The 22229-nt window shown below is 49.4% G+C and carries 22 protein-coding genes, 1 tRNA gene and 1 pseudogene; 20 read left to right on the top strand and 4 right to left on the bottom strand.

Annotated elements, in window-relative coordinates:
- From ACR0QE_RS06360 to ACR0QE_RS06280, 17 genes and pseudogenes are all read left to right on the top strand, one after another.
- Positions 1-171 (top strand): annotated as a pseudogene (locus ACR0QE_RS06360) (FAD/NAD(P)-binding oxidoreductase); the annotation flags it as partial.
- Positions 172-186: 15 nt separating this feature from the next.
- Complete coding sequence (locus ACR0QE_RS06355) at positions 187-1452, top strand: NAD(P)/FAD-dependent oxidoreductase (RefSeq protein WP_432627518.1); 1266 nt, start codon at positions 187-189, stop codon at positions 1450-1452.
- A gap of 1 nt (position 1453) precedes the next feature.
- Entirely contained in the window at positions 1454-1816 is a 363-nt protein-coding gene (locus ACR0QE_RS06350; RefSeq protein ID WP_432627517.1) for a DUF1667 domain-containing protein, read from the top strand.
- A gap of 307 nt (positions 1817-2123) precedes the next feature.
- Positions 2124-2750, top strand: a complete 627-nt coding sequence (locus tag ACR0QE_RS06345; protein WP_432627516.1) for a YesL family protein — start codon at positions 2124-2126, stop codon at positions 2748-2750.
- A gap of 318 nt (positions 2751-3068) precedes the next feature.
- On the top strand, positions 3069-4436 hold the full coding sequence (locus tag ACR0QE_RS06340; protein ID WP_432627515.1) for an ABC transporter substrate-binding protein: 1368 nt from the start codon (positions 3069-3071) through the stop codon (positions 4434-4436).
- Between the two features lie 201 nt (positions 4437-4637).
- Positions 4638-5543, top strand: coding sequence for an ABC transporter permease subunit (locus tag ACR0QE_RS06335; protein WP_177977987.1), 906 nt, complete (start codon positions 4638-4640; stop codon positions 5541-5543).
- 13 nt (positions 5544-5556) lie between these two features.
- Positions 5557-6438: a carbohydrate ABC transporter permease gene (locus ACR0QE_RS06330; protein WP_432627514.1), complete on the top strand. Its 882-nt coding sequence runs from the start codon at positions 5557-5559 to the stop codon at positions 6436-6438.
- 257 nt (positions 6439-6695) lie between these two features.
- Positions 6696-7433 (top strand): glycerophosphodiester phosphodiesterase, encoded by a 738-nt coding sequence (locus tag ACR0QE_RS06325; RefSeq protein ID WP_432627513.1) that lies wholly within the window; start codon positions 6696-6698, stop codon positions 7431-7433.
- A gap of 265 nt (positions 7434-7698) precedes the next feature.
- Positions 7699-8298, top strand: a complete 600-nt coding sequence (locus ACR0QE_RS06320) for a glycerol-3-phosphate responsive antiterminator (protein WP_432627512.1) — start codon at positions 7699-7701, stop codon at positions 8296-8298.
- Positions 8299-8405: 107 nt separating this feature from the next.
- Positions 8406-9215: a pyrroline-5-carboxylate reductase gene (gene proC, locus ACR0QE_RS06315; protein WP_432627511.1), complete on the top strand. Its 810-nt coding sequence runs from the start codon at positions 8406-8408 to the stop codon at positions 9213-9215.
- A 118-nt stretch (positions 9216-9333) separates the two neighbouring features.
- On the top strand, positions 9334-9891 hold the full coding sequence (locus ACR0QE_RS06310) for an NUDIX hydrolase (protein WP_432627510.1): 558 nt from the start codon (positions 9334-9336) through the stop codon (positions 9889-9891).
- A 75-nt stretch (positions 9892-9966) separates the two neighbouring features.
- The gene (locus ACR0QE_RS06305; protein ID WP_432627509.1) at positions 9967-10494 is read left to right on the top strand and encodes a hypothetical protein; all 528 of its coding nucleotides are present in this window, start codon (positions 9967-9969) and stop codon (positions 10492-10494) included.
- 44 nt (positions 10495-10538) lie between these two features.
- Positions 10539-10883, top strand: a complete 345-nt coding sequence (locus tag ACR0QE_RS06300) for a hypothetical protein (protein WP_432627522.1) — start codon at positions 10539-10541, stop codon at positions 10881-10883.
- Entirely contained in the window at positions 10765-11574 is an 810-nt protein-coding gene (locus tag ACR0QE_RS06295) for a tyrosine recombinase (RefSeq protein WP_432627521.1), read from the top strand. The genes ACR0QE_RS06300 and ACR0QE_RS06295 overlap by 119 nt, the downstream gene beginning before the upstream one ends.
- Positions 11575-11633: 59 nt before the next feature.
- Entirely contained in the window at positions 11634-12302 is a 669-nt protein-coding gene (locus ACR0QE_RS06290) for a peptidoglycan recognition protein family protein (RefSeq protein WP_432627508.1), read from the top strand.
- Positions 12303-12348: 46 nt separating this feature from the next.
- Complete coding sequence (locus ACR0QE_RS06285) at positions 12349-14559, top strand: DNA topoisomerase (RefSeq protein WP_432627507.1); 2211 nt, start codon at positions 12349-12351, stop codon at positions 14557-14559.
- An 8-nt stretch (positions 14560-14567) separates the two neighbouring features.
- Complete coding sequence (locus ACR0QE_RS06280) at positions 14568-15245, top strand: UDP-N-acetylglucosamine pyrophosphorylase (protein ID WP_432627506.1); 678 nt, start codon at positions 14568-14570, stop codon at positions 15243-15245.
- Positions 15246-15378: 133 nt separating this feature from the next.
- On the opposite strand, the gene upp is transcribed toward ACR0QE_RS06280, so the two are convergent.
- The 4 genes from upp to ACR0QE_RS06260 all read right to left on the bottom strand — a co-directional run bounded on the left by upp (position 15379) and on the right by ACR0QE_RS06260 (position 18557).
- Positions 15379-16008 carry a uracil phosphoribosyltransferase gene (upp, locus tag ACR0QE_RS06275; RefSeq protein ID WP_432627505.1) on the bottom strand — a complete coding sequence of 210 codons (630 nt, stop codon included), beginning with the start codon at positions 16006-16008 and terminating at the stop codon, positions 15379-15381.
- A 111-nt stretch (positions 16009-16119) separates the two neighbouring features.
- Positions 16120-16992, bottom strand: a complete 873-nt coding sequence (locus ACR0QE_RS06270; RefSeq protein WP_432627504.1) for a hypothetical protein — start codon at positions 16990-16992, stop codon at positions 16120-16122.
- A gap of 189 nt (positions 16993-17181) precedes the next feature.
- Positions 17182-17264 (bottom strand) — tRNA-Leu (locus ACR0QE_RS06265).
- A gap of 96 nt (positions 17265-17360) precedes the next feature.
- A complete protein-coding gene (locus ACR0QE_RS06260) occupies positions 17361-18557 on the bottom strand; it encodes an LL-diaminopimelate aminotransferase (RefSeq protein ID WP_432627503.1) in 1197 nt (398 codons plus the stop codon).
- Positions 18558-18926: 369 nt separating this feature from the next.
- Between ACR0QE_RS06260 and ACR0QE_RS06255 the strand changes: the two genes are divergently transcribed.
- The 3 genes from ACR0QE_RS06255 to polA are packed head-to-tail and all read left to right on the top strand — an operon-like array spanning position 18927 to position 22127.
- Positions 18927-19274: an anti-sigma factor family protein gene (locus ACR0QE_RS06255; protein WP_432627502.1), complete on the top strand. Its 348-nt coding sequence runs from the start codon at positions 18927-18929 to the stop codon at positions 19272-19274.
- 13 nt (positions 19275-19287) lie between these two features.
- Positions 19288-19437, top strand: a complete 150-nt coding sequence (locus ACR0QE_RS06250) for a hypothetical protein (protein WP_432627501.1) — start codon at positions 19288-19290, stop codon at positions 19435-19437.
- Between the two features lie 38 nt (positions 19438-19475).
- Positions 19476-22127, top strand: a complete 2652-nt coding sequence (polA, locus tag ACR0QE_RS06245) for a DNA polymerase I (RefSeq protein WP_432627500.1) — start codon at positions 19476-19478, stop codon at positions 22125-22127.
- The last annotated feature ends 102 nt before the right edge of the window (positions 22128-22229 follow it).

Below are 22229 nucleotides of genomic sequence, written 5' to 3'. Positions count from 1 at the left end.
GCAACTTCCCTCGATGGAATCAAGCGCCGTGTCCGTCAGGGCATGGGCCGTTGCCAGGCAGGCTTCTGCACACCGAGAACGATGGAGATTCTCGCTCGTGAGAAGGGCATGAAGATGGAAGAGATCTGCAAAAATGCACCGGGTTCTGAACTGCTGACCGGGGAGCGATAACAGGAGGGGAAAATCATGACACAGCATGACATTGTAATTATCGGCGGAGGCCCGGCAGGCCTGGCAGCAGCTGCTGCCGCAAGAAGAGCAGGTGTGGAAGATATCCTGATTCTGGAGCGTGACAGCTGTCTTGGCGGTATCTTAAACCAGTGTATCCACAACGGATTCGGTCTTCACACCTTTAAGGAGGAGCTGACCGGACCGGAGTACGCATCCCGCTACATCAAGATCGTGGAGGAGATGCAGATTCCGTACAAGCTCAACTGTATGGTAATCGATATCAATGACAAGAAAGAAGTTACTTTCATCAATAAAGAGGACGGTCTGACGACGATTCAGGCAAAGGCAATCATCCTTGCAATGGGATGCCGTGAGCGTCCGAGAGGAGCTTTGAACATTCCGGGATATCGTCCGGCAGGTATTTACTCCGCAGGAACCGCACAGCGTCTGACGAACATTGAGGGCTATCAGGTAGGTAAGGAAGTTGTCATCCTCGGCTCTGGTGATATCGGTCTGATCATGGCAAGAAGAATGACACTTGAGGGCGCAAAGGTAAAGGTTGTTGCAGAGCTGATGCCTTACTCTGGCGGTTTGAAGAGAAATATTGTTCAGTGCTTAAACGACTATGATATTCCGCTGAAGCTCAGCCACACGGTTGTGGACATCCAGGGCAAGGAGCGCGTGACCGGAATTACTCTTGCAGAGGTAGACGCAAACCGCAAGCCGATCCCGGGAACCGAGGAATTTTACAGCTGTGATACCCTGCTTCTGTCCGTAGGTCTGCTCCCGGAGAACGAGCTGACCAAGGGTGCAGGCGTTTCAATGAACCGCGTAACTTCCGGTCCGAATGTAAACGATCAGCTTGAGACGAGCGCAGAGGGAATCTTTGCATGCGGTAACGTGCTTCACGTTCATGACCTCGTAGACTATGTATCTGAGGAGGCAACTTTAGCAGGTACGAATGCAGCTGCTTATGTACAGGCAGGCGCAGAAAAGAAAGAGGGACATGTTGTTCCGCTGTTTGGTGAGAATGGCGTTCGCTACACCGTTCCGCAGACTCTCGATACCGAGAACATGAATGACAAGATCACGGTTCGTTTCCGTGTGGCAGATGTCTATAAGGACCGCTATATCAGCGTTTACTACGATGGAAAGCGTGTTGCGCACAGAAAGAAAAAAGTACTGGCTCCAGGCGAGATGGAGCAGGTGATTATCACAAAAGATAGCCTGAAAGAATGCCCGGATCTGGAAAAGATTGTGATCTGCACGGAGGAAGAATGAGATGGAAGTGAGAGAACTGACTTGTATCGGCTGCCCTTTAGGCTGCCCGCTGACTGTCCATATGGACGGAGATGAGATTACCGTAACCGGAAATACCTGTAAGCGCGGTGAGGAGTACGGAAAGAAAGAAGTGACGAATCCGACTCGTATTGTGACTTCTTCTGTACGCGTGAATGACGGAACGATCGCCATGGTTTCTGTAAAGACTGCAAGTGATATTCCGAAGGGAAAGATTTTTGACTGCATGAAGGAGATCCGCGAGACCGTTGTGACTGCACCGGTTGCAATTGGAGACGTGGTGATTGCTGACTGCGCAGGAACCGGTGTTCCGGTTGTTGCGACGAAGAATGTTGCTCATATCTAAGCTCACCGGGGCCAATCTCTGGTAGAACATAGAGAAAGAGAAGAGTATGCAGGCGAGTAATCGCAATAGAATCGACTGAAAAAGACTGAGATCGAGCAGGGTGTTCGGAGACGGCTGCAAAAACCGTTCCGGGCACCTTCTTTGCTATCTGGGTTTGTTTTTTGGAAAATTATGTGGTAAACTAATAGATATTAATAAGAATTGATGAAAAATCACGAAGAACCGATCAGAACAAAAAATCGATAAAAACTGCTGGATCAAAATAAGGGGATAGAAGAGAAAGCAAGAGAGAAAGAGAGGATGAGGTATGAATTTCAACATCAATGGAATTTTCAATCCGGAAAACCGTTTTTGGAGTTTTATTGACAAATTGGTGAACCTCTGTCTGCTTGGCGTTTTGTGGGCATTGTTTTCTCTGCCGGTTGTGACGGCCGGAGCAGCGACGACGGCATTGTTTGGCTATACGTTGCCGCTTACCGAAGATGAGGAAGGCTATGTGTGGCAGACGTTTATCCGGACATTTCGGAAAAAATTTGTGAAAAGTACCGTCTGCTGGATCGGAATTCTTGCCGGGGGTGGATTTCTCCTCTATGATTTGTACTGCTGCATTCACTTAAATGCGCTGGGAGCACTGCGGATCATGGCATTTGCGGTTCTGTTTTGTCTGATTATTGTCTTTTCTTTAACAGCAGTGTGGATTTTTCCGCTGACGGTGTATGAGGAGGGAACGATTCGCCAGACGATCGGCAGGGCAGTGGTCATCGCAATCGGAAATCCGGGCATGACGGTGGCGATTGTTTCGCTGTATGCACTGTTTGGAATTGCAGTTTATTACATTCCTGTGCTTTTCATGGTCTGGTTTGCTTTTTTTTCCTATCTGACTTCTTATTTCTATCGCGCGACATTCCGCAAATATCTCAAAGAAGAAGAGTGACTGGATGAAAATTATGGGGCTTGCACGAAAAAAGCCCCATAAAAAATCGTCAAAATTGTTAAAAAATAATCAATAAATTGTGAAAAATAAAACGCAAAGGTGAAAATTATATAAAAAATTTTCAAAAAAGAGTTGCATTTTATACAAAACAATGGTAGAATCAATGTCATAAGAAATGAATACGCCGAAGAAGAGATGATGAGATTATGGCAAAAAGAGATGCGCACCTCCGTGCAGGGGGAAGAAGTATCGGTTTGGTGTAATCTCTTTTTTTGCGCTCATTTTCCGGAAACGGCGCTCTAAGAAGGGAGAAGGAATATGAGAAAACAGATCGCGTTGGTTATGGCAGTAGTGACAGCGGCAACCACACTGGCAGGATGCAGCGGTGGCGGTTCTACCGGAAAAGCAGGTGGACAGGGCACGACGGCAGAGACAACCGCAGAGGCAGGAGAGACCACCGGAGAGGTGGATGCCTCCAAGTATGAGGTCACGGAGCCGATCACGATCAAATGGTGGCACGCACTTGAGGACCAGTATTCTGATACGGTTCAGAAGGTTGTTGATGACTTCAACAATTCTCAGGATCTGATTACTGTAGAGGCAGAGTACATCGGAAGTTACAGCAAGGTGAATGAGGCCCTGGTTGCCGCACACGCAGCAGGAACCGACCTTCCGGCAATCACCGTTGCCAATACCTCCTACATCGCAGAGTATGGAGCAGGCGGACTGACCGAGGATCTGACCCCATACATTCAGGCGAGCGATTACGACGTTACAGACTTTGGTGATGGTATGATCAAGGCTTGTAAGTATAACGACAAGGTTGTTTCCCTTCCGTTCCTGATCTCCACCCAGATCATGTTCTACAACAAGGATATGGCAGATGAGATGGGAATCACGATTCCGGAGAAGTGGAGCGATATGGATGCATTCCTCGACAAGGCAACCCAGAAGAACGCAGACGGTTCCACTGCTGTGTACGGTACCATCATTCCTGGCTGGGATCAGTGGTATTTTGAGACCTTCTACCAGAACAACGGCGTGAAGATCATCAACGACGATCAGGTAACTACCGATCTGGCTGACGAGAAGGCAGTTGCAGTAGCACAGAAGATCAAAGACTGGTGCGACAAGGGTTACACCTACTGGACCGGTACCGGTGATGATGCTTCCTCCAACATGAGACAGAATTTCATTGATGGAAAGGCATTCTCCGTTGTACATACGACTTCTCTTTACAACACTTACGTAGACCAGTGTGACTTTGAGGTTGGCATGTCCTGGCTTCCGGGTGGCGACACCAAGGATCAGGAGATCGGCGGATGTGCACTTCTGATTCCGGCAAAGAACGATCAGGCAACCAAGAATGCAGCTTGGCAGTTCATGCAGTACCTGTGCAGCAAGGATGTCAACATGACCTGGGCAGAGGGTACCGGTTACATGCCGACCAGAAAATCTGTTCTTGATACCGATGAGGGTAAGGCATTCCTCGAGAAGAAGCCGGCATTCCAGGCAATTCTGGACAACCTTGATGAGATCAACCCGAGAATCCAGCACAAGGCTTGGGGACAGCTTGCAACGATCTGGAAGAACTCCATGGCAGAGGTTATGATGGAAGGCGGAGATGTTCCGGCCGCAATGGAGCAGATGGCAGACGAGATCAACGACGTACTTGGTGATTCATAATAAGATTTAAGTTTAAGATAAGTTAAGAAGTTAAGAAATGTGTAACTGCGGGGGGATATAGTAGTTACAAAAGAGGGAGCGTTACTGTCTGCGACTGTCTGCATGGCAGGTCAGCCGATAGGTGGACAGTGAGTGATGCAGGTAGGGATGCAGGCAGTAACGCTGCAAGGTTAAGATAAACACAAGCGGGGGTGTAGCAACATGTCAAACAAGAAAATTAACCCCAGGAGTGCATCTGCCTGGAAGGATTTCTTATGTGTCCTTCCGGTGCTGGTATTCCTGGCAGTCTTTACCTATTATCCAATCGTTAAGCTGCTTCAGATCAGCTTTACCGACTGGAACCTGCTGAATGATACCTGGAATTATGTTGGATTCAAAAACTGGGTTTGGCTCTTTGGAGGCTCCGGAACGAAATATCTGTGGAACTCTCTGAAAGTAACCTGCCTGTATTCAGCAGGAGAACTTTTTATTACCCTTGTCGGTGGCATGGTGTTTGCGCTCATCTTCAACCGTATGACAAAGGGATTTTCGGCAATGCGAGCAATCGTCTTCATGCCGAAGTACGTGGCAATGTCTTCCGCAGCAGTTGTTTTCCTCTGGATTTTCAATAAGGACAACGGAATTTTCAACTACCTGCTCTCCTTAGTAGGACTTCCGGCAGTTGACTGGCTCGGCAACCGCCACATGGCTCTGATTTCTGTACTTATGCTGACCGGATGGCGCTGCGTTGGATACGGAATGATGGTTTATCTGGCAGCAATGATGGGAATTGCCCAGGATTATTATGAGGCAGCTTCCCTTGACGGAGCAAACAAGGTTCAGCGTTTCTTCAAGATTACGCTTCCGATGCTTTCTCCGACCACTTTGTTCCTGTTTGTAACGACCTTCCTTTCTTCTATGAAGGTATTCCAGTCCGTAGATATCTTGACACAGGGCGGACCGTATCGTTCCACTGAGGTATTTGTTTACAACATTTACCGTTATGCGATGGTAGATTTCCGTATGGACCGCGCATCGACAGTTGCAATCTTTTTCTTCGTACTGCTGTTGATCGTGACGGTTGCGACGATGAAGGTTTCCGGTGGAAACGTAACTTACGATTCATAGGAGGAGAACAGTCATGGGTAGACAGGCAAATGCCAATGGCATCGATTTGAACGAGGCTGCACGGCATAAGAAAAAAGTGATGACGGTACTCCAGTACGTTCTGGCTACGATTGTTCTTTTGATTGTCGTATTTCCGATCTATTGGATGTTGGTATCTTCAGTAAAATCACAGGAAGAGATCCTTCTTCCGGTTCCGACTCTCTGGCCGAGAGAGTTCCATTTTGAGAACTACTTGAACGTGCTCAAGAGAGGTAACTTTATCAAGTATTACTACAACACGGCTGTGATGACAGCCGGAATCCTGATTTCTCAGGTCGTAACCGGTATTTTTGCGGGATACGGTTTCGCAAAGGGAAAATTCAAGGGACAGAACCTGTGTTTCATCATCGTGCTCGGCGCACTGATGATTCCGCTTCAGGTAACTTTCATTCCGATTTACATCATGATGGCAAACTGGGGAATGTCCGAGACCTTCATCGGTCTGATTCTTCCGGAGGCAGTATCTCCGTACTACATCTTCATGCTTCGTCAGACTTTCATGTCGATCGACGACAGCTATCTCGAGGCAGCACGCATGGATGGACTTGGAAGAATCGGAATGATCACAAAGATCCTTGTTCCGATGTGTAAGTCAACTCTGTTCACCGTAACGCTTGTAACTTTCACAAACGGATGGAACGCTTACTTCTGGCCGAAGATCATCGCAAAGGGCGAGACGAGACGAGTTCTGACAGTTGGACTGGCTTACTTAAAGAACACATTTGCAGGACAGGCAACGATGAACAACCATGAGATCATGGCTGGTGCAGTGCTTGCAGTTGTGCCGGTTATCATCCTGTTCTTCATCTTCCAGAAGTATATGCTGACTGGCTACTCGAAGGCAGCAATGAAGTAAAGAAAGTAAGGCAATCTTGATTTGGGGTTAGTTGGGTAATTATTTCAGTGAAATGAAATGTATTTAAAATGTATTTGAAACATTGTTTACAAAGTTTTTGCGTAAAACCTACACGAAACAGATGCAAAAAGGTGGAAAGAGTGCTATACTTGGCATAGAGCAGTTGACGGATAAGAGAGGTTGATTGTTCACCTGATTTTGCATCTGTTTCATGACAGACGACAAGAAAAATGTGAAAAACAGCGGAGGGAAACAAGATGAAGGTTTATGCACACAGAGGTTACAGCGGAAGATATCCGGAGAACACGATGCTGGCATTTAACGAGGCAGCAAAGCTTGGTGTTGACGGAATTGAGCTGGATGTTCAGCTGACAAAGGACGGAGAGGTTGTTGTCATCCATGATGAGAAGATCGATCGCACGACAGACGGAACCGGATATGTCAGAGATTATACGCTTGAGGAGCTGAAAAAGTTCAATGCAGCTCAGGTTTGGAACGGAAAATACGGTTTTCAGGAGATCCCGACCTTCGAGGAGTACTGTGCATGGGCGAAGGATCAGTCGCTTGTGACCAATGTGGAGATCAAGAGCGGAGTCTTTTATTACGTAGAGCTTGAGGAGAAGACTCTGGCACTGGTAAAGAAATATGGACTGGAAGACCGCATCATCTTCTCCTCCTTCAATCACACCTCAGTATTCCTTTTAAGAAAGCTTGCACCGGAGATTCCGGGAGGCGCACTTGTGGAGCATGAGGGACTTGGAAATGCCGGATACTACTGCAAGAAGTACGATATGCAGTGCTATCATCCGGGTTACAAGGGCCTGACTGAGGAAGAAGTAAAGATCTGCCATGAGAATGGCATTGATGTCAACGTGTGGACGGTCAATGATATGGCAACACTGGAGCAGCTTTGGGACTGGAAGTGCGAGTGTGTCATCAGCAACTATCCGGATGTCTGCAAGCGCTACGTTGACAGCAAGACAAGTGAGCAGTAAGAGAAAGAATGGAATAATCGTTTCATAAATGTCGGTTGAAATGTTAAATGTTTAAAAATTCATAGGATCAATAGGAAAAGAAAGAACATTATCTGTTCAGCAAGGGGAAAAGTTATGAGAGAAAGGCTTTCACAGGGCAGCAGAGTTCAGAGATGAGCGCTGCGTTCGGGTGAGGCCTTTTTCGTTTTATGCAAAATTTGTTTCGTGGGTTTTGCTTGACGGATTAGAAATACGTTGCTAAAGTAGAGGGGAACATATGGAGAGTATGAAGAGTCAATTAGAGAAAGATTGGGGAGTTGAAAAAATGAAGGCAATGGAGTTGTTTGAGAGTTCACCGGTGATTGCGGCGGTAAAAGACGACAAGGGTCTGCACCGGTGCTTTGATTCGGAATGTCAGGTGGTTTTTATTCTGTATGGAACGATTCTGAATATCACGGATATTGTGCGTCAGATCAAAGAGCATGGAAAGATTGCGGTGGCCCATGTGGATCTGATTCAGGGACTGAGCGCCAAGGAGGTGGCAGTCGACTATATCCGCACAAACACACTGGCAGATGGAATCATCAGCACGAAACCGCTTCTTGTAAAGCATGCGGTGGAGTCCGGACTGCTCGGAGTGCAGAGAACTTTTTTGATTGATTCCATGGCGATGAGCACGACGAAAAAGCAGATTGAATCGTTTCGTCCGGATGCGATTGAGATTATGCCGGGAATTATGCCGAAGGTGCTTCAGGAGATTCGGGGATTCACGGAGGTTCCGATCATTGCCGGAGGTCTGATTTCCGATAAGAAGGATATCATGGCAGCATTTTCTGCGGGTGCAGATGCGATCTCCACGACGAAAGAAGACTTGTGGTTTATGTAGGCCGGACGAGGTACAGTCTGGTGAATGGGGAATGAACAGCCGGGCGCAATGGGGCAGTAAGTGCAACAGATGCGAGCAGACAGGAAAAGAGACAGGAGGAAGCTTAGATGAGTGAGTTTGCATATAAGTACGGATTTATCGGAATGGGAAATATGGGATTTGCGATGTTGAAGGGGCTTCTTCAGGCGACACCTGCAGAAGAAATCACATTTTCTGCGAGAAATCGCGAGAAGATGGCAAAGGTGGAGGCAGAGACCGGTGTGCATCCGGCTTCCTCGAATCTGGAGTGTGCGAAGTCTTCCAGGTACCTGATTCTGGCAGTGAAACCCCAGCAGTATGACACCGTGATCGGAGAGATCCGGGAGGTGGTGTCGGAGGATCAGGTGATTTTGTCGATTGCCCCGGGCATCACGATCGAAGATCTCGGAAACCGCTTTAAAAGAGCAGTGCGTGTGGTCAGAGCGATGCCGAACACGCCGGCGCTTGTCGGGGAAGGCATGACGGGAGTCAGCTTTGATGAGACGAAGTTTTCTGAGGAAGAGAGAGCCGATATCTGTGCCTTTTTCCGCTCATTCGGAAGAATGGAGATCGTCGGAGAGAATCTGATGAATGCGGTTGTCTGCGCAAGTGGAAGTTCCCCGGCATACATTTACATGATTATCGAGGCACTTGCAGACAGCGTGGTGAAATATGGACTGCCAAGAGCAGCTGCCTATCAGATGGTGGCACAGACGGTTCTCGGAAGCGCGAAGATGGTGCTTGAGACCGGAAAACATCCGGGAGAGTTAAAGGATCAGGTCTGCTCTCCGGGAGGAACAACGATTGCCGGAGTTGCCGCACTTGAGGAGCATGGACTTCGGAATGCGCTGATCAAGGCGTCAGATGCGTGCTATGAGAAGTGCACGAAAGTAAAGTGAGAAGACCGTGTGAGAGGCAGGGACCGGTAAAAACGGAAATAGATTTATAAGCGATAGATTTATAAACGATAGAATATAAAAGATCATAAAAGAGAAAAGTAAAAGAGAGGCAGAGATCATGGAAAACAGAGAGACAAAAAAGATTCCGCCGGTAATCCGCAAGGATCGTCAGCTGAAGTATACGGGAAATATTCTCAAGATTTATGAGGACACCGTGATTGCAAACGGACATGAGGCGCACTGGGATTACATTCATCATGACGGGGCAGCGGCAGTTGTTGCGGTTGCGGATGATGGAAAACTGCTGATGGTGCGTCAGTACCGCAATGCGCTCGACCGGGAGACGTTAGAGATTCCGGCGGGAAAGCTCGATGATCCGAAGGAGCCGAAAATTGAGTGCGCATACCGCGAGCTTGAGGAGGAAACCGGATATCGCTGCGATCATCTCGAGTATCTGATGAGCCTGAACACGACAGTCGCATTCTGTGATGAGGCGATTGACATCTTTGTGGCGCGAAATCTGATTCCGTCCCACCAGCATCTCGATGAAGATGAGGTGATCAACGTGGAGGCATGGGAGCTTGAGGACCTTGAGGAGCTGATCTACACCGGAAAGATGACCGATGCGAAGACGGTTGCCGCAATCATGGCTTATGCGAGAAAGTACCGCAGATAAAAAATAGAAGTGTTGGAAAGATACATGATCGCTTTCATTCCGGCATAGAGTATAAAAAATGCTGCGGAGTGCGCGATGAAGAGGGAACGGAGACTGTTTCTCTGGATGATAGCGGGATGGGTTCTTGCTTCAGTTCTTACAAACCGCGCCTTTCTCTCTGGTCTGGTCAATGTGGCGGTGCTCTCCGAGATGATTGGAAACCGGTGCGGGAATCTTTGCGGAGAGAGCAGATACGGATGGATCCGGCTCGTTCTACTGCGCGTTTTACAGACCGGGGTGCTTGCCGGAATCTGTGCAGGACGATTTGCGAAAGCCGGGGTGCGGGCAGTTCTCTTTCTGATCGGAGCCTGCGCCTCCGCCACACTCGTGATTTTGACATGGACGAGAGGAGCAGGAGGACTTCTGCTTTTTCTGTGCGCGGCATTTCCGCAGGATCTCTTTTATCTTGCGGCGTGGTTTCTTCTGATTGCGGAGAGCGTCGAGTATCCGTATCCGCTTCCTAGGCCATATCGAAGACGCATCTGGTTGATCGCCGGGATGCTCTGCGCGGCCGGGATCTGGGCAGAGCTTGTGATTGGAAACCGGATCCTCAAAATATTTTAGAATTTTTTTATGATTTGACGTTTTTGACAAGATGTTGAGCAGGGATGATGGATGGCTTCAACATCTTGTTTTTTGCGCTAAAAATGGGCTGTTTCTGGGAAAAAGAAGCATTTGATTTTGAGAAGCAGAGAGGATATAATGATAACGAGTTGCACAAAAAGAAATTGAAAAAATTTGCAAAAAAAGAAGTACCGGAATTTTGTGGAACAGAGGAAAGAGATTATGAACATCAATGCAGAGCTGGACGCATTTTGCACCTACTTGGAAACCGTGAAGAGAGCCTCTCAAAATACCATTTTATCTTACCGCCGGGATCTGCACCAGATGCAGGAGTATCTGGAGAAAGAGGGGATTTGGGATCTCACGAAGGTGACAAAGACAAGTCTTAACTCTTATATTCTTTATTTAGAACAGCAGGGAAAGGCGACTGCGACCATCTCCCGGATGCTGGCGTCGGGAAAGGCGTTTTTTCACTATGAGTTTTCAAAGGGAAACATTCATCAGGACCCGGCAGAGTTTGTGAAGGCACCGAAGATTGAGAAGAAACCGCCGGTGATTCTTTCGGTGGAGGAAGTCACCCGCTTCTTAAGTCAACCGGACGGAAGCACGCCGAAGAAGATCCGTGACCGTGCAATGCTGGAACTTCTGTATGCGACGGGAATCCGGGTGTCTGAACTCATTGGACTCGGTGTGGAGGACGTCAATATGCAGGTCGGTTTTATCGTGTGCCGGGACGGAGCGAGGGAGAGGATCATTCCGTTTGGGCGCACGGCAAACCAGGCTTTGCGTGTGTATCTGGAGCAGGCGAGAGAGACGCTGCTGGACGGAAAGTCATCAGGGTATCTTTTTGTAAATTGCAGCGGGGTACAGATGTCCCGGCAGGGATTCTGGAAGATTGTCAAGGGATACGGAGAGCAGGCGGGGATTCAGGCGGACATCACCCCCCATACCCTGCGCCATTCTTTTGCGGCGCATCTGCTTGGCAGCGGGGCGAATGTGCAGGCAGTTCAGACGATACTCGGTCATGCAGATCTTGCCACAACACTGGCATATCAGAAGATCTGCTTCAGTAAAGTATAGATAAGAATAAGCGTGGGCTTAAAGAGGAACAGAACGTGTCAGAAGAAAACGAAAAAAGTATGCGTCGGAGACAGATTGAGAGAAGACAAAAACAGAGACGGCGCCGGCAAATGGTGGCAGCAGCAGAGCGGCTGGCGCTTTTTATTCTTGTGACAGCAGCAGTTCTCTTTATGGTTGGCAGTTTTCTTGTGGAGAGAAAGCGGGAAAATCTGGAGACGCTGTCTCTGCCGGATTGGTGTCAGGAAGCCTATCTTCCGGTCAATCCGTACTCGAGACCGGGAACAAAGCGCACAAAGGTCAAAAATATTGTAGTGCACTATGTCGCAAATCCGAAGACAACAGCGCGGGAGAACCGGAATTATTTTGCGGGGATGGCAGAGGCACCGGAGTCGGAGCGCAGATCAGTGAGCAGCCATTTTATCATCGGTCTTGACGGGGAGATTCTCTGCTGTGTGCCGGTTCAGGAAGTGGCATATGCGAATTATCCGCGCAATGAGGACACGATCTCGATTGAGTGCTGTCATCCGGACTCATCCGGAAAGTTTACGCAGGAGACGCAGGATTCTCTTGTCAAACTGGTGTCGTGGCTGTGCCAGTCTCTGGATCTGCGCGCGTCGGATGTGATCCGCCATTATGATGTGAGCGGAAAGGATTGTCCGAAGTACTATGTGGAGCACGAGGAAGCGTGGAGCGCGCTGAGGGATGAGATTGCGGACCAGATCAAATAAGAGAAATTGGATAAAAGAAACCGGAACAGAGAGGAATTCAGACTGAATGGGAAAATCATTATACATAGCCGAGAAGCCGAGTGTGGCGCAGCAGTTTGCAGCAGCACTCAAGATCTCGGGAAAGCGGGCAGACGGCTATATTGAGTCGGATACAGCGGTTGTGACCTGGTGTGTCGGACATCTGGTGACGATGAGTTATCCGGAAGCCTACGACCCGAAATTTAAGCGATGGAGTCTGGAAACTCTGCCGTTTTTGCCGAAAGATTTCAAGTATGAGGTCATCGGCGGTGTTGCAAAGCAGTTTCAGATCGTCGCCGGCCTGTTGAACCGTCCGGATGTTGAGACGATTTATATCTGCACCGACTCGGGACGAGAGGGAGAGTATATTTATCGGCTGGTGGACCAGATGGCGGGAGTCGGCAAGGAGAAAAAGAGAAAACGTGTCTGGATTGACTCACAGACGGAGGAGGAGATCCTTCGGGGAATCCGTGAGGCGAAAGACTGGTCGGAGTATGACAATCTGGCTTCCTCTGCCTATCTGCGGGCGAAGGAAGACTATCTGATGGGAATCAATTTTTCCCGTCTTCTGACACTCAAGTATGGCCCCGGTATTTCGTCGTATCTGCGGACAAACCGGACGGTTCTGTCTGTGGGACGGGTTATGACCTGTGTGCTCGGAATGGTTGTGCGCAGGGAGCGGGAGATCCGTGAGTTTGTGAAGACACCGTTTTACCGTGTTGTCGGCAGGTTTTCGAGTCAGGAGATGGAGTTTGATGCGGAATGGCGGGCGGTCGAGGGATCAAAGTATTTTCAGTCACCTTACCTTTATAAAGAGAACGGATTTAAGGAGCGCCGCCATGCCGAGGAGCTGATTGCTCTTCTGGAAAGTGCGGGTGGAGGGGCGCAGTCAATGGTGTCCCGGTCTCCGAGTCCGGAAGATAGAGAGAGCGCGGGAGTGCAGGCTCAGCTAGTCAAGATCGAGAAGAAGAAGGAGACAAAGAATCCGCCGCTTCTCTATAACCTTGCGGAGCTGCAGAATGACTGCTCTAAAATGTTTAAGATCAGCCCGGATGAGACGCTCAAGGTGGTGCAGGAACTGTATGAGAAAAAGCTGGTGACTTACCCGAGAACGGATGCGCGAGTGCTCTCCACGGCCGTGGCAAAGGAGATTCACCGCAACATCGGCGGACTTCGAAATTTTGCACCGGTGAAAGATTTTGCGGCTCAGGTACTTGATACGGGAACTTACAAGTCGATCGCAAAGACGCGCTATGTCAATGACAAACAGATCACCGATCACTATGCGATTGTGCCGACCGGGCAGGGTTTTGGGGCGATCCGCAGTCTCTCCGGACTTGCGCTGAAAGTGTATGAGGTCATTGCGAGACGCTTTTTAAGTGTCTTTTATCCGCCGGCAGTTTACCAGAAGTATGCGTTAGAGATGACGATCGGGGCGGAGCATTTCTTTGCGAATTTTAAAGTGTTGACGGAAGCGGGCTATCTGAGTGTCGCAGATGTATCGCGGATGAAGAAGCGTGCGGATGGCGGCACGGATGCGGTGGATGGCGCTTCAAAGGAAGTGTCAGCAGGCGGGGAGCGTGAGGAGAAAGAGGAGTCCGAGGTCAACCAGAAGGATATGGAGAATCCGGCGTTTATTGCCATGCTGGCCTCTCTGAAAAAAGGAATGCATTTCCCGGTGAAAGGGCTTGCAATCCGGGAGGGCGAGACGTCTCCGCCCAAGCGCTATTCATCGGGATCCATGATTCTGGCAATGGAAAATGCCGGACAGCTGATTGAGGATGAGGAACTCCGTGCCCAGATTCGCGGAAGTGGAATCGGAACGAGTGCGACCCGCGCAGAGATTCTCAAAAAACTTGTGAACATCGAGTATCTGGCCTTGAATGGCAAGACGCAGATCATCACGCCGACGCTTCTCGGGGAGCTGGTGTTTGAGGTTGTCAATGCGTCGATCCGCCAGCTCTTAAACCCTGAACTCACGGCAAGCTGGGAGAAGGGGCTGACCTATGTGGCGGAGGGAACGATCACGTCGGACGAATACATGGAGAAACTGGCACGTTTCGTGGCGGGAAGAACTTACGGAGTTTTAAAGCTTCAGAACAGCTGGCAGCTGCGCGGAAATTTTGAGACGGTGGGAGCGATTTATCAGAAAGACCAGAAGGCAAAGAGCCGTGCGGATCGTGACGGTGCCGGCGGCACAGGCAGTACCGCAAAAAGTAAAAAGAAGGAAAAGGAGTAAAGAAGATTATGAAGAAAGAAGAAATGAAGACCGCAGAACTTTACACGCTGGAGCACACGATGGCAAAATCACTGCTGGAGCAGTTTGAGTACCCGTGGCAGGCACTTGAGCACATCGGAGAGTTTGTGGAGAACCTTGGAAAGACGCTTCCGGAGGAAGAATATGACAACCCGGTTCCGGGTGTCTGGATTCACCGCTCTGCAAAGGTTGCCCCGACCGCAGGAATCATGGGACCGGTTGTGATCGGACCGGAGGCAGAGATCCGTCACTGTGCTTTTATCCGTGGAAAAGTTCTGATCGGAGCAAATGCTGTTGTCGGAAATTCTTCTGAGTTAAAGAATTCCATTCTCTTTGACAACGTTCAGGTTCCGCATTACAACTATGTGGGAGATTCCATTCTGGGATACAAGTCTCACATGGGTGCAGGATCGATCACCTCAAACGTAAAGTCTGACAAGGAACTCGTGAAAATTCATGCGGAGGATGAGGAGATTGAGACCGGACGCAAGAAAGTCGGTGCAATGATCGGAGATCACGTGGAAGTCGGCTGCGGCTCTGTGCTGAATCCGGGCACCGTGATCGGAAAGAACAGCAACATTTATCCGCTCTCAAGTGTCCGCGGTGGCGTGGACGCAAACTCCATCTACAAGAGACAGGGAGAGATTGCACAAAAGCGCAACGACTAAACATCACGCGTGAAATCTTTGCAGGTATCAACCTGAATCAATGTGAATCTGTATTAGTGGTGAAAATAAGAAGGTCAGGAAAATTCAGCGGGAGCGAGTTTTCCTGACCTTCCTGTTTGTTTTGTGAAGTTTTTTACTTCGTGCCAAAGATTCTGTCGCCGGCATCGCCAAGACCCGGACAGATATATGCATTCTCATTCAGGCAGCGGTCGAGATGTCCGACATAGATCTGGATATCCGGATGAGCCTCGTGGAGACGCTTCAGTCCCTCAGGAGCAGCGATGATGGACATGAACTTGATGTTCTTTCCGCCGTGCTGTTTGATAAAGTTGACAGCCTCGACGCCGGAACCGCCGGTTGCGAGCATCGGATCGGTCACAACGATGGTACGCTGATCGATCGGATCCGGAAGTTTGCAGTAGTACTCATGCGGCTCGTGAGTCTCCTCATCGCGGTACAGACCGATATGGCCGACTTTTGCGCTCGGAACAAGGGCGAGAATTCCGTTGACCATGCCAAGTCCTGCGCGCAGGATCGGAACGATCGCAAGCTTCTTGCCGGCGATCATCGGGGTCATGCAGGTCTCGATCGGAGTCTCAACTTTAACGTCCTCAAGAGGAAGATCGCGCAGGGCCTCATAGCCCATCAGCATGGCAATCTCCTCGATCAGAGCACGGAATTCGTTGGTTCCGGTGTTCTTATTTCTCAGAATTGAAATCTTGTGCTGAATCAGTGGATGATCAAAAATAGTAACATTTTCCATAACTCAGAGTTCCTTTCTCGATACAGTATTGTAAAACTAACCAAATTTTATCAGATTTGAGGATAAAGATCAAGTGCCGTGCTGAGGAATTCCGGGTTTAAAAACCGTCTTTTATTTTTCCTCCGGAGTATAGATGACGGTCACATAATCTCCGAGTGCATGTGCGACAGGGATGATGAGATAGATGTCTCCATCTGATTCATAGCTAAAACACTGCGGGAAACTGCCGTTGCCGCTGAAATCGGCATTCCGGAAGAATTCGATGTCCTGATCGCGATCTGTACTTTTGAGGAAGTCGAGGATTTCCGGCTGTTCCTCCTGGCTGACACCGGAGAGAACAACATTGTCAGAAAGGATATAATCTGTGAGGAGAACCGGGTCTGCGTAATCATTTAAACGGACATTGGAGACCTTCGTGAGGTCGATGGTGTTTGTAAACAGCAGGTTCGTGGGATAAGACGCCTGACTCGGATAGCAGTATCCGCGGTAGAGGACGGTGATCCGGCTCTGATCGGCGGAGAGGACTTTGCAGGTCAGCTCAAGCGTATCCTTTGACTCGTTGAGTCCCCATCCGGCGAGGATTGAGAGCGCATTTTCCTTTAAGAGTGCATTTGCCGCTGCAGCCCGGTCAGCATCGTTTAAATCCTGAATGACCGGGTACTGAATAAAGACCTTATTGCTCATATAGGTCTCCATCAGCGCATGGATTCCCTTTTTCGCCGGTGCGGCAGAGTCTGAGACAGCGGAAGAATCGGAAGATCCTGTCGTCATCTGTGGAGTGTCGAGCATCAGGCCGGACGCGGAATCCGCGCCCTCGGGAGCTGCCTGAACGGTTGAGGCGGGAGCCGGGGTAGCACGTGCACCTGAGAGATCGATGACCTCCTGCTGACGTTTGCAGGCAGAGCTTAAGAGAGCGACAGAAAGGATTGTGAATGCGCAGGCAGAGCGCCGGATGTGTTTCCATGTTTTTTTATAGGTAGTCATACCAAAAAGTCCTCCAATGAAAAATATCGTGTATCCCAAATATCTCATCCTGATTAATGAATCTGAGTTGTTCTGATTTGTGGATCTGTTGTTGCATATGGCATTATTATAATAGAAAAAGAGAAAAAAAGAAAGAGCCAACAAAATCATCGAGAGATAACTTTGTTGGCTCCTGCCCCTGCCAAGGAATGCCGGCAGCCGGACTCGAACCGGCACGAGGTCGCCCCCGTCAGATTTTGAGTCTGATGCGTCTGCCATTCCGCCACGCCGGCTTACTTACGCAACAAAAAAATTATATCATAAGTGCCGGACGTTTGCAAGCAGTTTTTTCAAAAAGTGGAAATCAGAAGCTGTTTTTGGGAAAGCTCTTAGAACAGCTTCTCAAAGCGCTTCATCGCCTCGATCGTGTTCTCGTGGTTGTTGAAGGAGGTCAGACGGAAGTAATTCTTTCCGTTCTCGCCAAAGCCTGCACCCGGGGTTCCGACAACCTGAGCGTTGTTTAACAGGTAGTCAAAGAATTCCCAGGACTCCATGTTGTCCGGGCACTCAAACCAGATGTAAGGAGAGTGCACGCCGCCGAAGAAGCGGATGTTTTTCTTCTTTAAGGTCTCGGAGATGATTCTTGCGTTCTCCTGATAGTAGTGGATGTTTGCCTGGCACTGTTTCATGCCTTCCTCGGAGAAGACTGCGGCAGCACCTTTCTGGATGATGTAGGAAGTGCCGTTGAACTTTGTGCACTGACGGCGGTTCCACATTGCGTGCAGGGACATTTCCTGACCGTTTGAGGCGGTGAAAGTCAGCTCTCTCGGAACGACGGTGTATCCGCAGCGGGTTCCGGTGAAGCCTGCTGTCTTGGAGAGAGAACAGAACTCAATCGCACATTTCTTTGCGCCCTCGATTGCGTAGATGCTGCGCGGAAGATCCGGATCGGTGATGAAGGCCTCGTAAGCGGAGTCAAAGAGAATGACAGCGTCGTTTGCGAGTGCGTAGTCCACCCATTCCTTTAACTGAGCCTTGTTGTAGACAGCGCCGGTCGGGTTGTTCGGGGAACACAGATAGATGATATCCGCATGAACAGACGGATCCGGCATCGGAAGAAAGTTGTTTTCTGCATTTCCGGAGATGTAGGTGACGTGTTTTCCGCCCATCAGGTTGGAATCTACGTAAACCGGGTAAACCGGATCCGGGATCAGGATCACGTTGTCATTGGAGAACAGCTCGGAGATGTTTCCGGTATCGCTCTTTGCACCGTCAGAGATAAAAATATCGGCAGCATCGACGGACGCACCATTTCTTGCATAATATTCAGAAATGGCATTGCGCAGAAATTTATATCCCTGCTCCGGGCCATATCCCTTGAATGTATCAGCGCTTGCCATTGCGTCAACGCCCTCGTGAAGTCCCTCGATTGCGAGGCTTCCAAGCGGCAGAGTGACATCTCCGATACCGAGACGGATGATTTTCTGATCCGGATGTGCCTCAGAATAAGCAGCAACACGGTGTGCAATCTCGGAGAAAAGATAGCTCTCTTTTAAATCCTGATAATGTTCATTCAGCTTTGGCATAAAAAATCCCCTCTTCCTGTAAAATATTCTTCAAGTTTGATTTGATATTGTAACTTAAATCTCACCAGCTCATCAACAACTCATAACCCATCTGCAAAATCTGCTGCCACCCGTGTATCATACGGCATTTCCAGTTCAGAAAATGTCTGCCCGTGTACAGTAATTCATTGACAGATAAGGACGATGAAAAAACGATAAAACGATGAAAGTAAGATCGATAAAAACACAAACATACTCTAGCAGAGATTAAAAATCAAGTCAAGAACGGGAAAATCAAAAAAAACACCGTGAAATGATAAAATGGGGTAGATTCGAGAGAGGAATCAGTGGTATGATGGGGGCACATAAAAAAATAAGGTGGTGACAGGGATGACATGCCGGGAGGCGGAAAAACTGATTATGCCATTTATTGATATGAAGCTCGATGAGGAAGAGCTAGAAGCTTTTTTGATTCATGTGAGTACCTGTCCGGACTGTCGGGAGGAACTGGAGATTTATTATACAGTGTCTTTAGGACTGCGCCAGCTTGACTCGGGAGCGGGAGGATACGACATTGCGGGAGCACTCGAGGAAAGCCTTGAAGATGCGTGGATTAAGGTGCGCACAGCCCGCCTGAGAAAAGTGATCTGCTATGCGGTCAATACGCTCTGCGCGGCAGGGGTTCTGACACTCTTTGTGATGCAGCTTCGCATCTGGACGGAGACGGGAATCCTGTGACGAAGTTTTTGTGATGGAGTTTCCAGATGAACCGGTTGTGCCCGACTGGGCGGGTGCGCAGAACCTGCGGACAAAAGCGCAAGAAGAGCATGCCGAGGCTGCAAAGGGAGCTTTGGAAACAGGCAGGTCACAGGGAAAATCAGCCCGGACTTTAGAAAATTAGGAATTTTTGAGATATTTAGGATAATAAAGGAGAACAAGGTGGAAAAACTCGTACTGATTGATGGACACAGCATTTTGAACCGCGCGTTTTACGGCGTCCCGGAACTGACAAACTCGGAGGGGCTTCACACGAATGCGGTGTATGGCTTTTTAAATATCATGTTTAAGATTTTGGAGGAGGAGCAGGCCGATCATCTGGCAGTAGCCTTTGACCTAAGTGTGCCGACGTTTCGACATGAGAAATACCCGGATTACAAGGGAACGAGAAAGCCGATGCCGGAGGAACTCAGGGAGCAGGTTCCGCTGATGAAGGAAGTGCTGACATCGATGGGAATTCCGATCTTAAGTCTGGCGGGTTATGAGGCGGATGACATCCTCGGAACCGTTGCAAAGCGGAGCCAGGCAGAGGGAATAGAGGTTTCTGTCGTGTCTGGAGACCGGGATCTCTTGCAGCTTGCGGACACCCACATCAAAATCCGGATTCCGAAGACGAGCCGTGGAAAGACGGAGATTCACGACTATTACCCGGAAGATGTAAAGCGGGAATATCAGGTGACGCCGACGGAATTTATCGATGTGAAAGCACTGATGGGCGATTCTTCCGACAATATTCCGGGAGTTCCGTCAATCGGGGAGAAGACAGCCACAAGCCTGATTGTCACTTACGGAAGCATTGAGAATGTCAAAGCCCATTTGGAGGAAGTGCGTCCCCCGCGCGCGCAGAAAGCGCTGACAGAGCACTATGATCTTGCAGAGATGAGCAAAGATCTCGCGACGATTCGTCTCGACTGTCCGGTTGCGTTTGCCTATGACGAGGCGCGGATCGAGAATCTCTACACGCCGGAGGCTTACCGCTATATGAAGCGTCTGGAATTCAAGTCCATTCTGGCACGGTTTGATGCGGCAAAGGTCGGCGCTGAGGAAAATCAGATTGAGGAAAAATTCTGGACAGTGGAGGATTTCGCCGGAGCGGAGGCGGTCTTTGAGAAGGCAGAACAGGCTGAGACAATCGGATTTGAGCTGATTCTTCACGAGAGGGAAGTGGCAGGGCTTGCACTCTGTCTCGGGGAGGATGAGATCTATGCGATTCGTGCGGAAGGATTTCTGACGGGAGCCTATCTTGCGGACAAGATGAAGTCTCTGATTGAGAAGAGAGAGAAAGCCGATACGGTTGCGACAATCGGACTCAAGGATCAGCTAAAGGTGATGGAACTTGAGGAGACGGCAGCACTCTTTGATGCCGCGATTGCCGGGTACCTCTTAAATCCGCTCAAGGATACGTATGAGTATGATGATCTTGCGAGAGATTATCTCGGAATGACAATCCCGTCAAGGGCAGACCTGCTCGGGAAAAAGACACCGGGAGCGGCGATGGCAGCGGGGGAGGAGAAAGCCTGCACCTGTGCCTGCTACATGGGCTATATCGCATGGAAATCAATGACGAAACTGCTTGACAGCCTTCAGAGCACCGGAATGGAAAAGCTGTTCCATGAGGTCGAGATGCCGCTGATTTTCAGCCTCGATCACATGGAGAAAGCGGGAGTGCGGGTGGACCGCGCCCAGCTTGAATCATATGGAGACAGGTTGAAAGAGAAGATTGCGAAGCTGGAGGAGGAGATCTACGCGTGTGCGGGGGAGACGTTTAATATCAATTCCCCGAAACAGCTCGGTGAGATTCTGTTTGAGCGTATGCAGCTTCCGCACGGAAAGAAGACGAAGACCGGGTACTCGACGGCAGCGGATGTGCTCGAGAAGCTGGCACCGGAGTATCCGGTTGTGCGGATGATTCTCGACTATCGTCAGCTCACCAAGCTTAACTCGACGTATGCGGAGGGGCTTGCCGGATATATCAGGGAAGATGGAAGAATCCATGGAACCTTCAACCAGACGATCACCGCGACGGGAAGAATCAGCAGCACGGAGCCGAATCTCCAGAATATTCCGGTGAGGATGGAACTTGGGCGGGAGATCCGAAAAGTCTTTGTGCCGCAGGACGGAGCAGTCTTTGTGGATGCCGATTACTCCCAGATCGAGCTTCGCATTCTCGCCCACATGTCAAAGGATGCGAGACTGATTGAGGCATACCGGGAGGCGCAGGACATTCACGCGATCACGGCATCCCAGGTCTTCCACACCCCGCTTGAGGAGGTGACCCCGCTTCAGAGACGGAATGCAAAGGCAGTGAATTTCGGAATTGTTTACGGAATCAGTGCATTTGGCTTAAGCGAAGATTTGAGCATCAGCCGGAAAGAGGCGCTCGCCTACATCAATAAATATTTCGAGACGTATCCGGGAGTCAAGACTTTTCTTGATGATCTTGTCAAAGAGGGCAAAGAGCAGGGATATGTGACAACACTCTTTGGAAGACGCCGTCCGATTCCGGAACTCAAGTCATCGAATTTCATGCAGCGCGCATTTGGAGAGAGAGTGGCGATGAATTCCCCGATTCAGGGAACTGCGGCAGATATCATGAAGATTGCGATGATTGCAGTGGATCGGGAACTGCGTGCGAGAAACTTAAAATCCCGGATTGTGCTTCAGGTACACGATGAACTCCTCGTGGAGACGTTTGTGGACGAGCAGGAAGAAGTGACGGCACTTCTCGAGGATAAGATGCGTCATGCGGCAGATCTTTCCGTCTCACTCGAGGTTGAGGCGCATGCGGGGGCAACCTGGTTTGATGCAAAGTAAATGGCAGAAAAGTGTGCGAAGAGATAAAAGATCAGGAAAAAGTGAGCAACAATAAAAAGTCATAATTAAGAGAGCATAATTCTAAGAAGGCATAATTCTAAG

Origin of the sequence: Brotaphodocola sp., assembly GCF_050873065.1 — a bacterium.
In the GTDB taxonomy this organism is placed as follows: domain Bacteria; phylum Bacillota; class Clostridia; order Lachnospirales; family Lachnospiraceae; genus Brotaphodocola.
Note: the sequence above shows the minus strand (reverse complement) of the source record. Positions and strands in the feature narration are given on the sequence as shown.

Excerpts from the sequence above, each read along its gene's own strand:
- ACR0QE_RS06355 (WP_432627518.1), top strand. The coding sequence starts at position 187 with ATGACACAGCATGACATTGTAATTATCGGCGGAGGCCCGGCAGGCCTG.
- ACR0QE_RS06350 (WP_432627517.1), top strand. The coding sequence starts at position 1,454 with ATGGAAGTGAGAGAACTGACTTGTATCGGCTGCCCTTTAGGCTGCCCG.
- ACR0QE_RS06345 (WP_432627516.1), top strand. The coding sequence starts at position 2,124 with ATGAATTTCAACATCAATGGAATTTTCAATCCGGAAAACCGTTTTTGG.
- ACR0QE_RS06340 (WP_432627515.1), top strand. The coding sequence starts at position 3,069 with ATGAGAAAACAGATCGCGTTGGTTATGGCAGTAGTGACAGCGGCAACC.
- ACR0QE_RS06335 (WP_177977987.1), top strand. The coding sequence starts at position 4,638 with ATGTCAAACAAGAAAATTAACCCCAGGAGTGCATCTGCCTGGAAGGAT.
- ACR0QE_RS06330 (WP_432627514.1), top strand. The coding sequence starts at position 5,557 with ATGGGTAGACAGGCAAATGCCAATGGCATCGATTTGAACGAGGCTGCA.
- ACR0QE_RS06325 (WP_432627513.1), top strand. The coding sequence starts at position 6,696 with ATGAAGGTTTATGCACACAGAGGTTACAGCGGAAGATATCCGGAGAAC.
- ACR0QE_RS06320 (WP_432627512.1), top strand. The coding sequence starts at position 7,699 with ATGAAGAGTCAATTAGAGAAAGATTGGGGAGTTGAAAAAATGAAGGCA.
- proC (WP_432627511.1), top strand. The coding sequence starts at position 8,406 with ATGAGTGAGTTTGCATATAAGTACGGATTTATCGGAATGGGAAATATG.
- ACR0QE_RS06310 (WP_432627510.1), top strand. The coding sequence starts at position 9,334 with ATGGAAAACAGAGAGACAAAAAAGATTCCGCCGGTAATCCGCAAGGAT.
- ACR0QE_RS06305 (WP_432627509.1), top strand. The coding sequence starts at position 9,967 with ATGAAGAGGGAACGGAGACTGTTTCTCTGGATGATAGCGGGATGGGTT.
- ACR0QE_RS06300 (WP_432627522.1), top strand. The coding sequence starts at position 10,539 with ATGATGGATGGCTTCAACATCTTGTTTTTTGCGCTAAAAATGGGCTGT.
- ACR0QE_RS06290 (WP_432627508.1), top strand. The coding sequence starts at position 11,634 with ATGCGTCGGAGACAGATTGAGAGAAGACAAAAACAGAGACGGCGCCGG.
- ACR0QE_RS06285 (WP_432627507.1), top strand. The coding sequence starts at position 12,349 with ATGGGAAAATCATTATACATAGCCGAGAAGCCGAGTGTGGCGCAGCAG.
- ACR0QE_RS06280 (WP_432627506.1), top strand. The coding sequence starts at position 14,568 with ATGAAGAAAGAAGAAATGAAGACCGCAGAACTTTACACGCTGGAGCAC.
- upp (WP_432627505.1), bottom strand. The coding sequence starts at position 16,008 with ATGGAAAATGTTACTATTTTTGATCATCCACTGATTCAGCACAAGATT.
- ACR0QE_RS06270 (WP_432627504.1), bottom strand. The coding sequence starts at position 16,992 with ATGACTACCTATAAAAAAACATGGAAACACATCCGGCGCTCTGCCTGC.
- ACR0QE_RS06260 (WP_432627503.1), bottom strand. The coding sequence starts at position 18,557 with ATGCCAAAGCTGAATGAACATTATCAGGATTTAAAAGAGAGCTATCTT.
- ACR0QE_RS06255 (WP_432627502.1), top strand. The coding sequence starts at position 18,927 with ATGACATGCCGGGAGGCGGAAAAACTGATTATGCCATTTATTGATATG.
- ACR0QE_RS06250 (WP_432627501.1), top strand. The coding sequence starts at position 19,288 with ATGGAGTTTCCAGATGAACCGGTTGTGCCCGACTGGGCGGGTGCGCAG.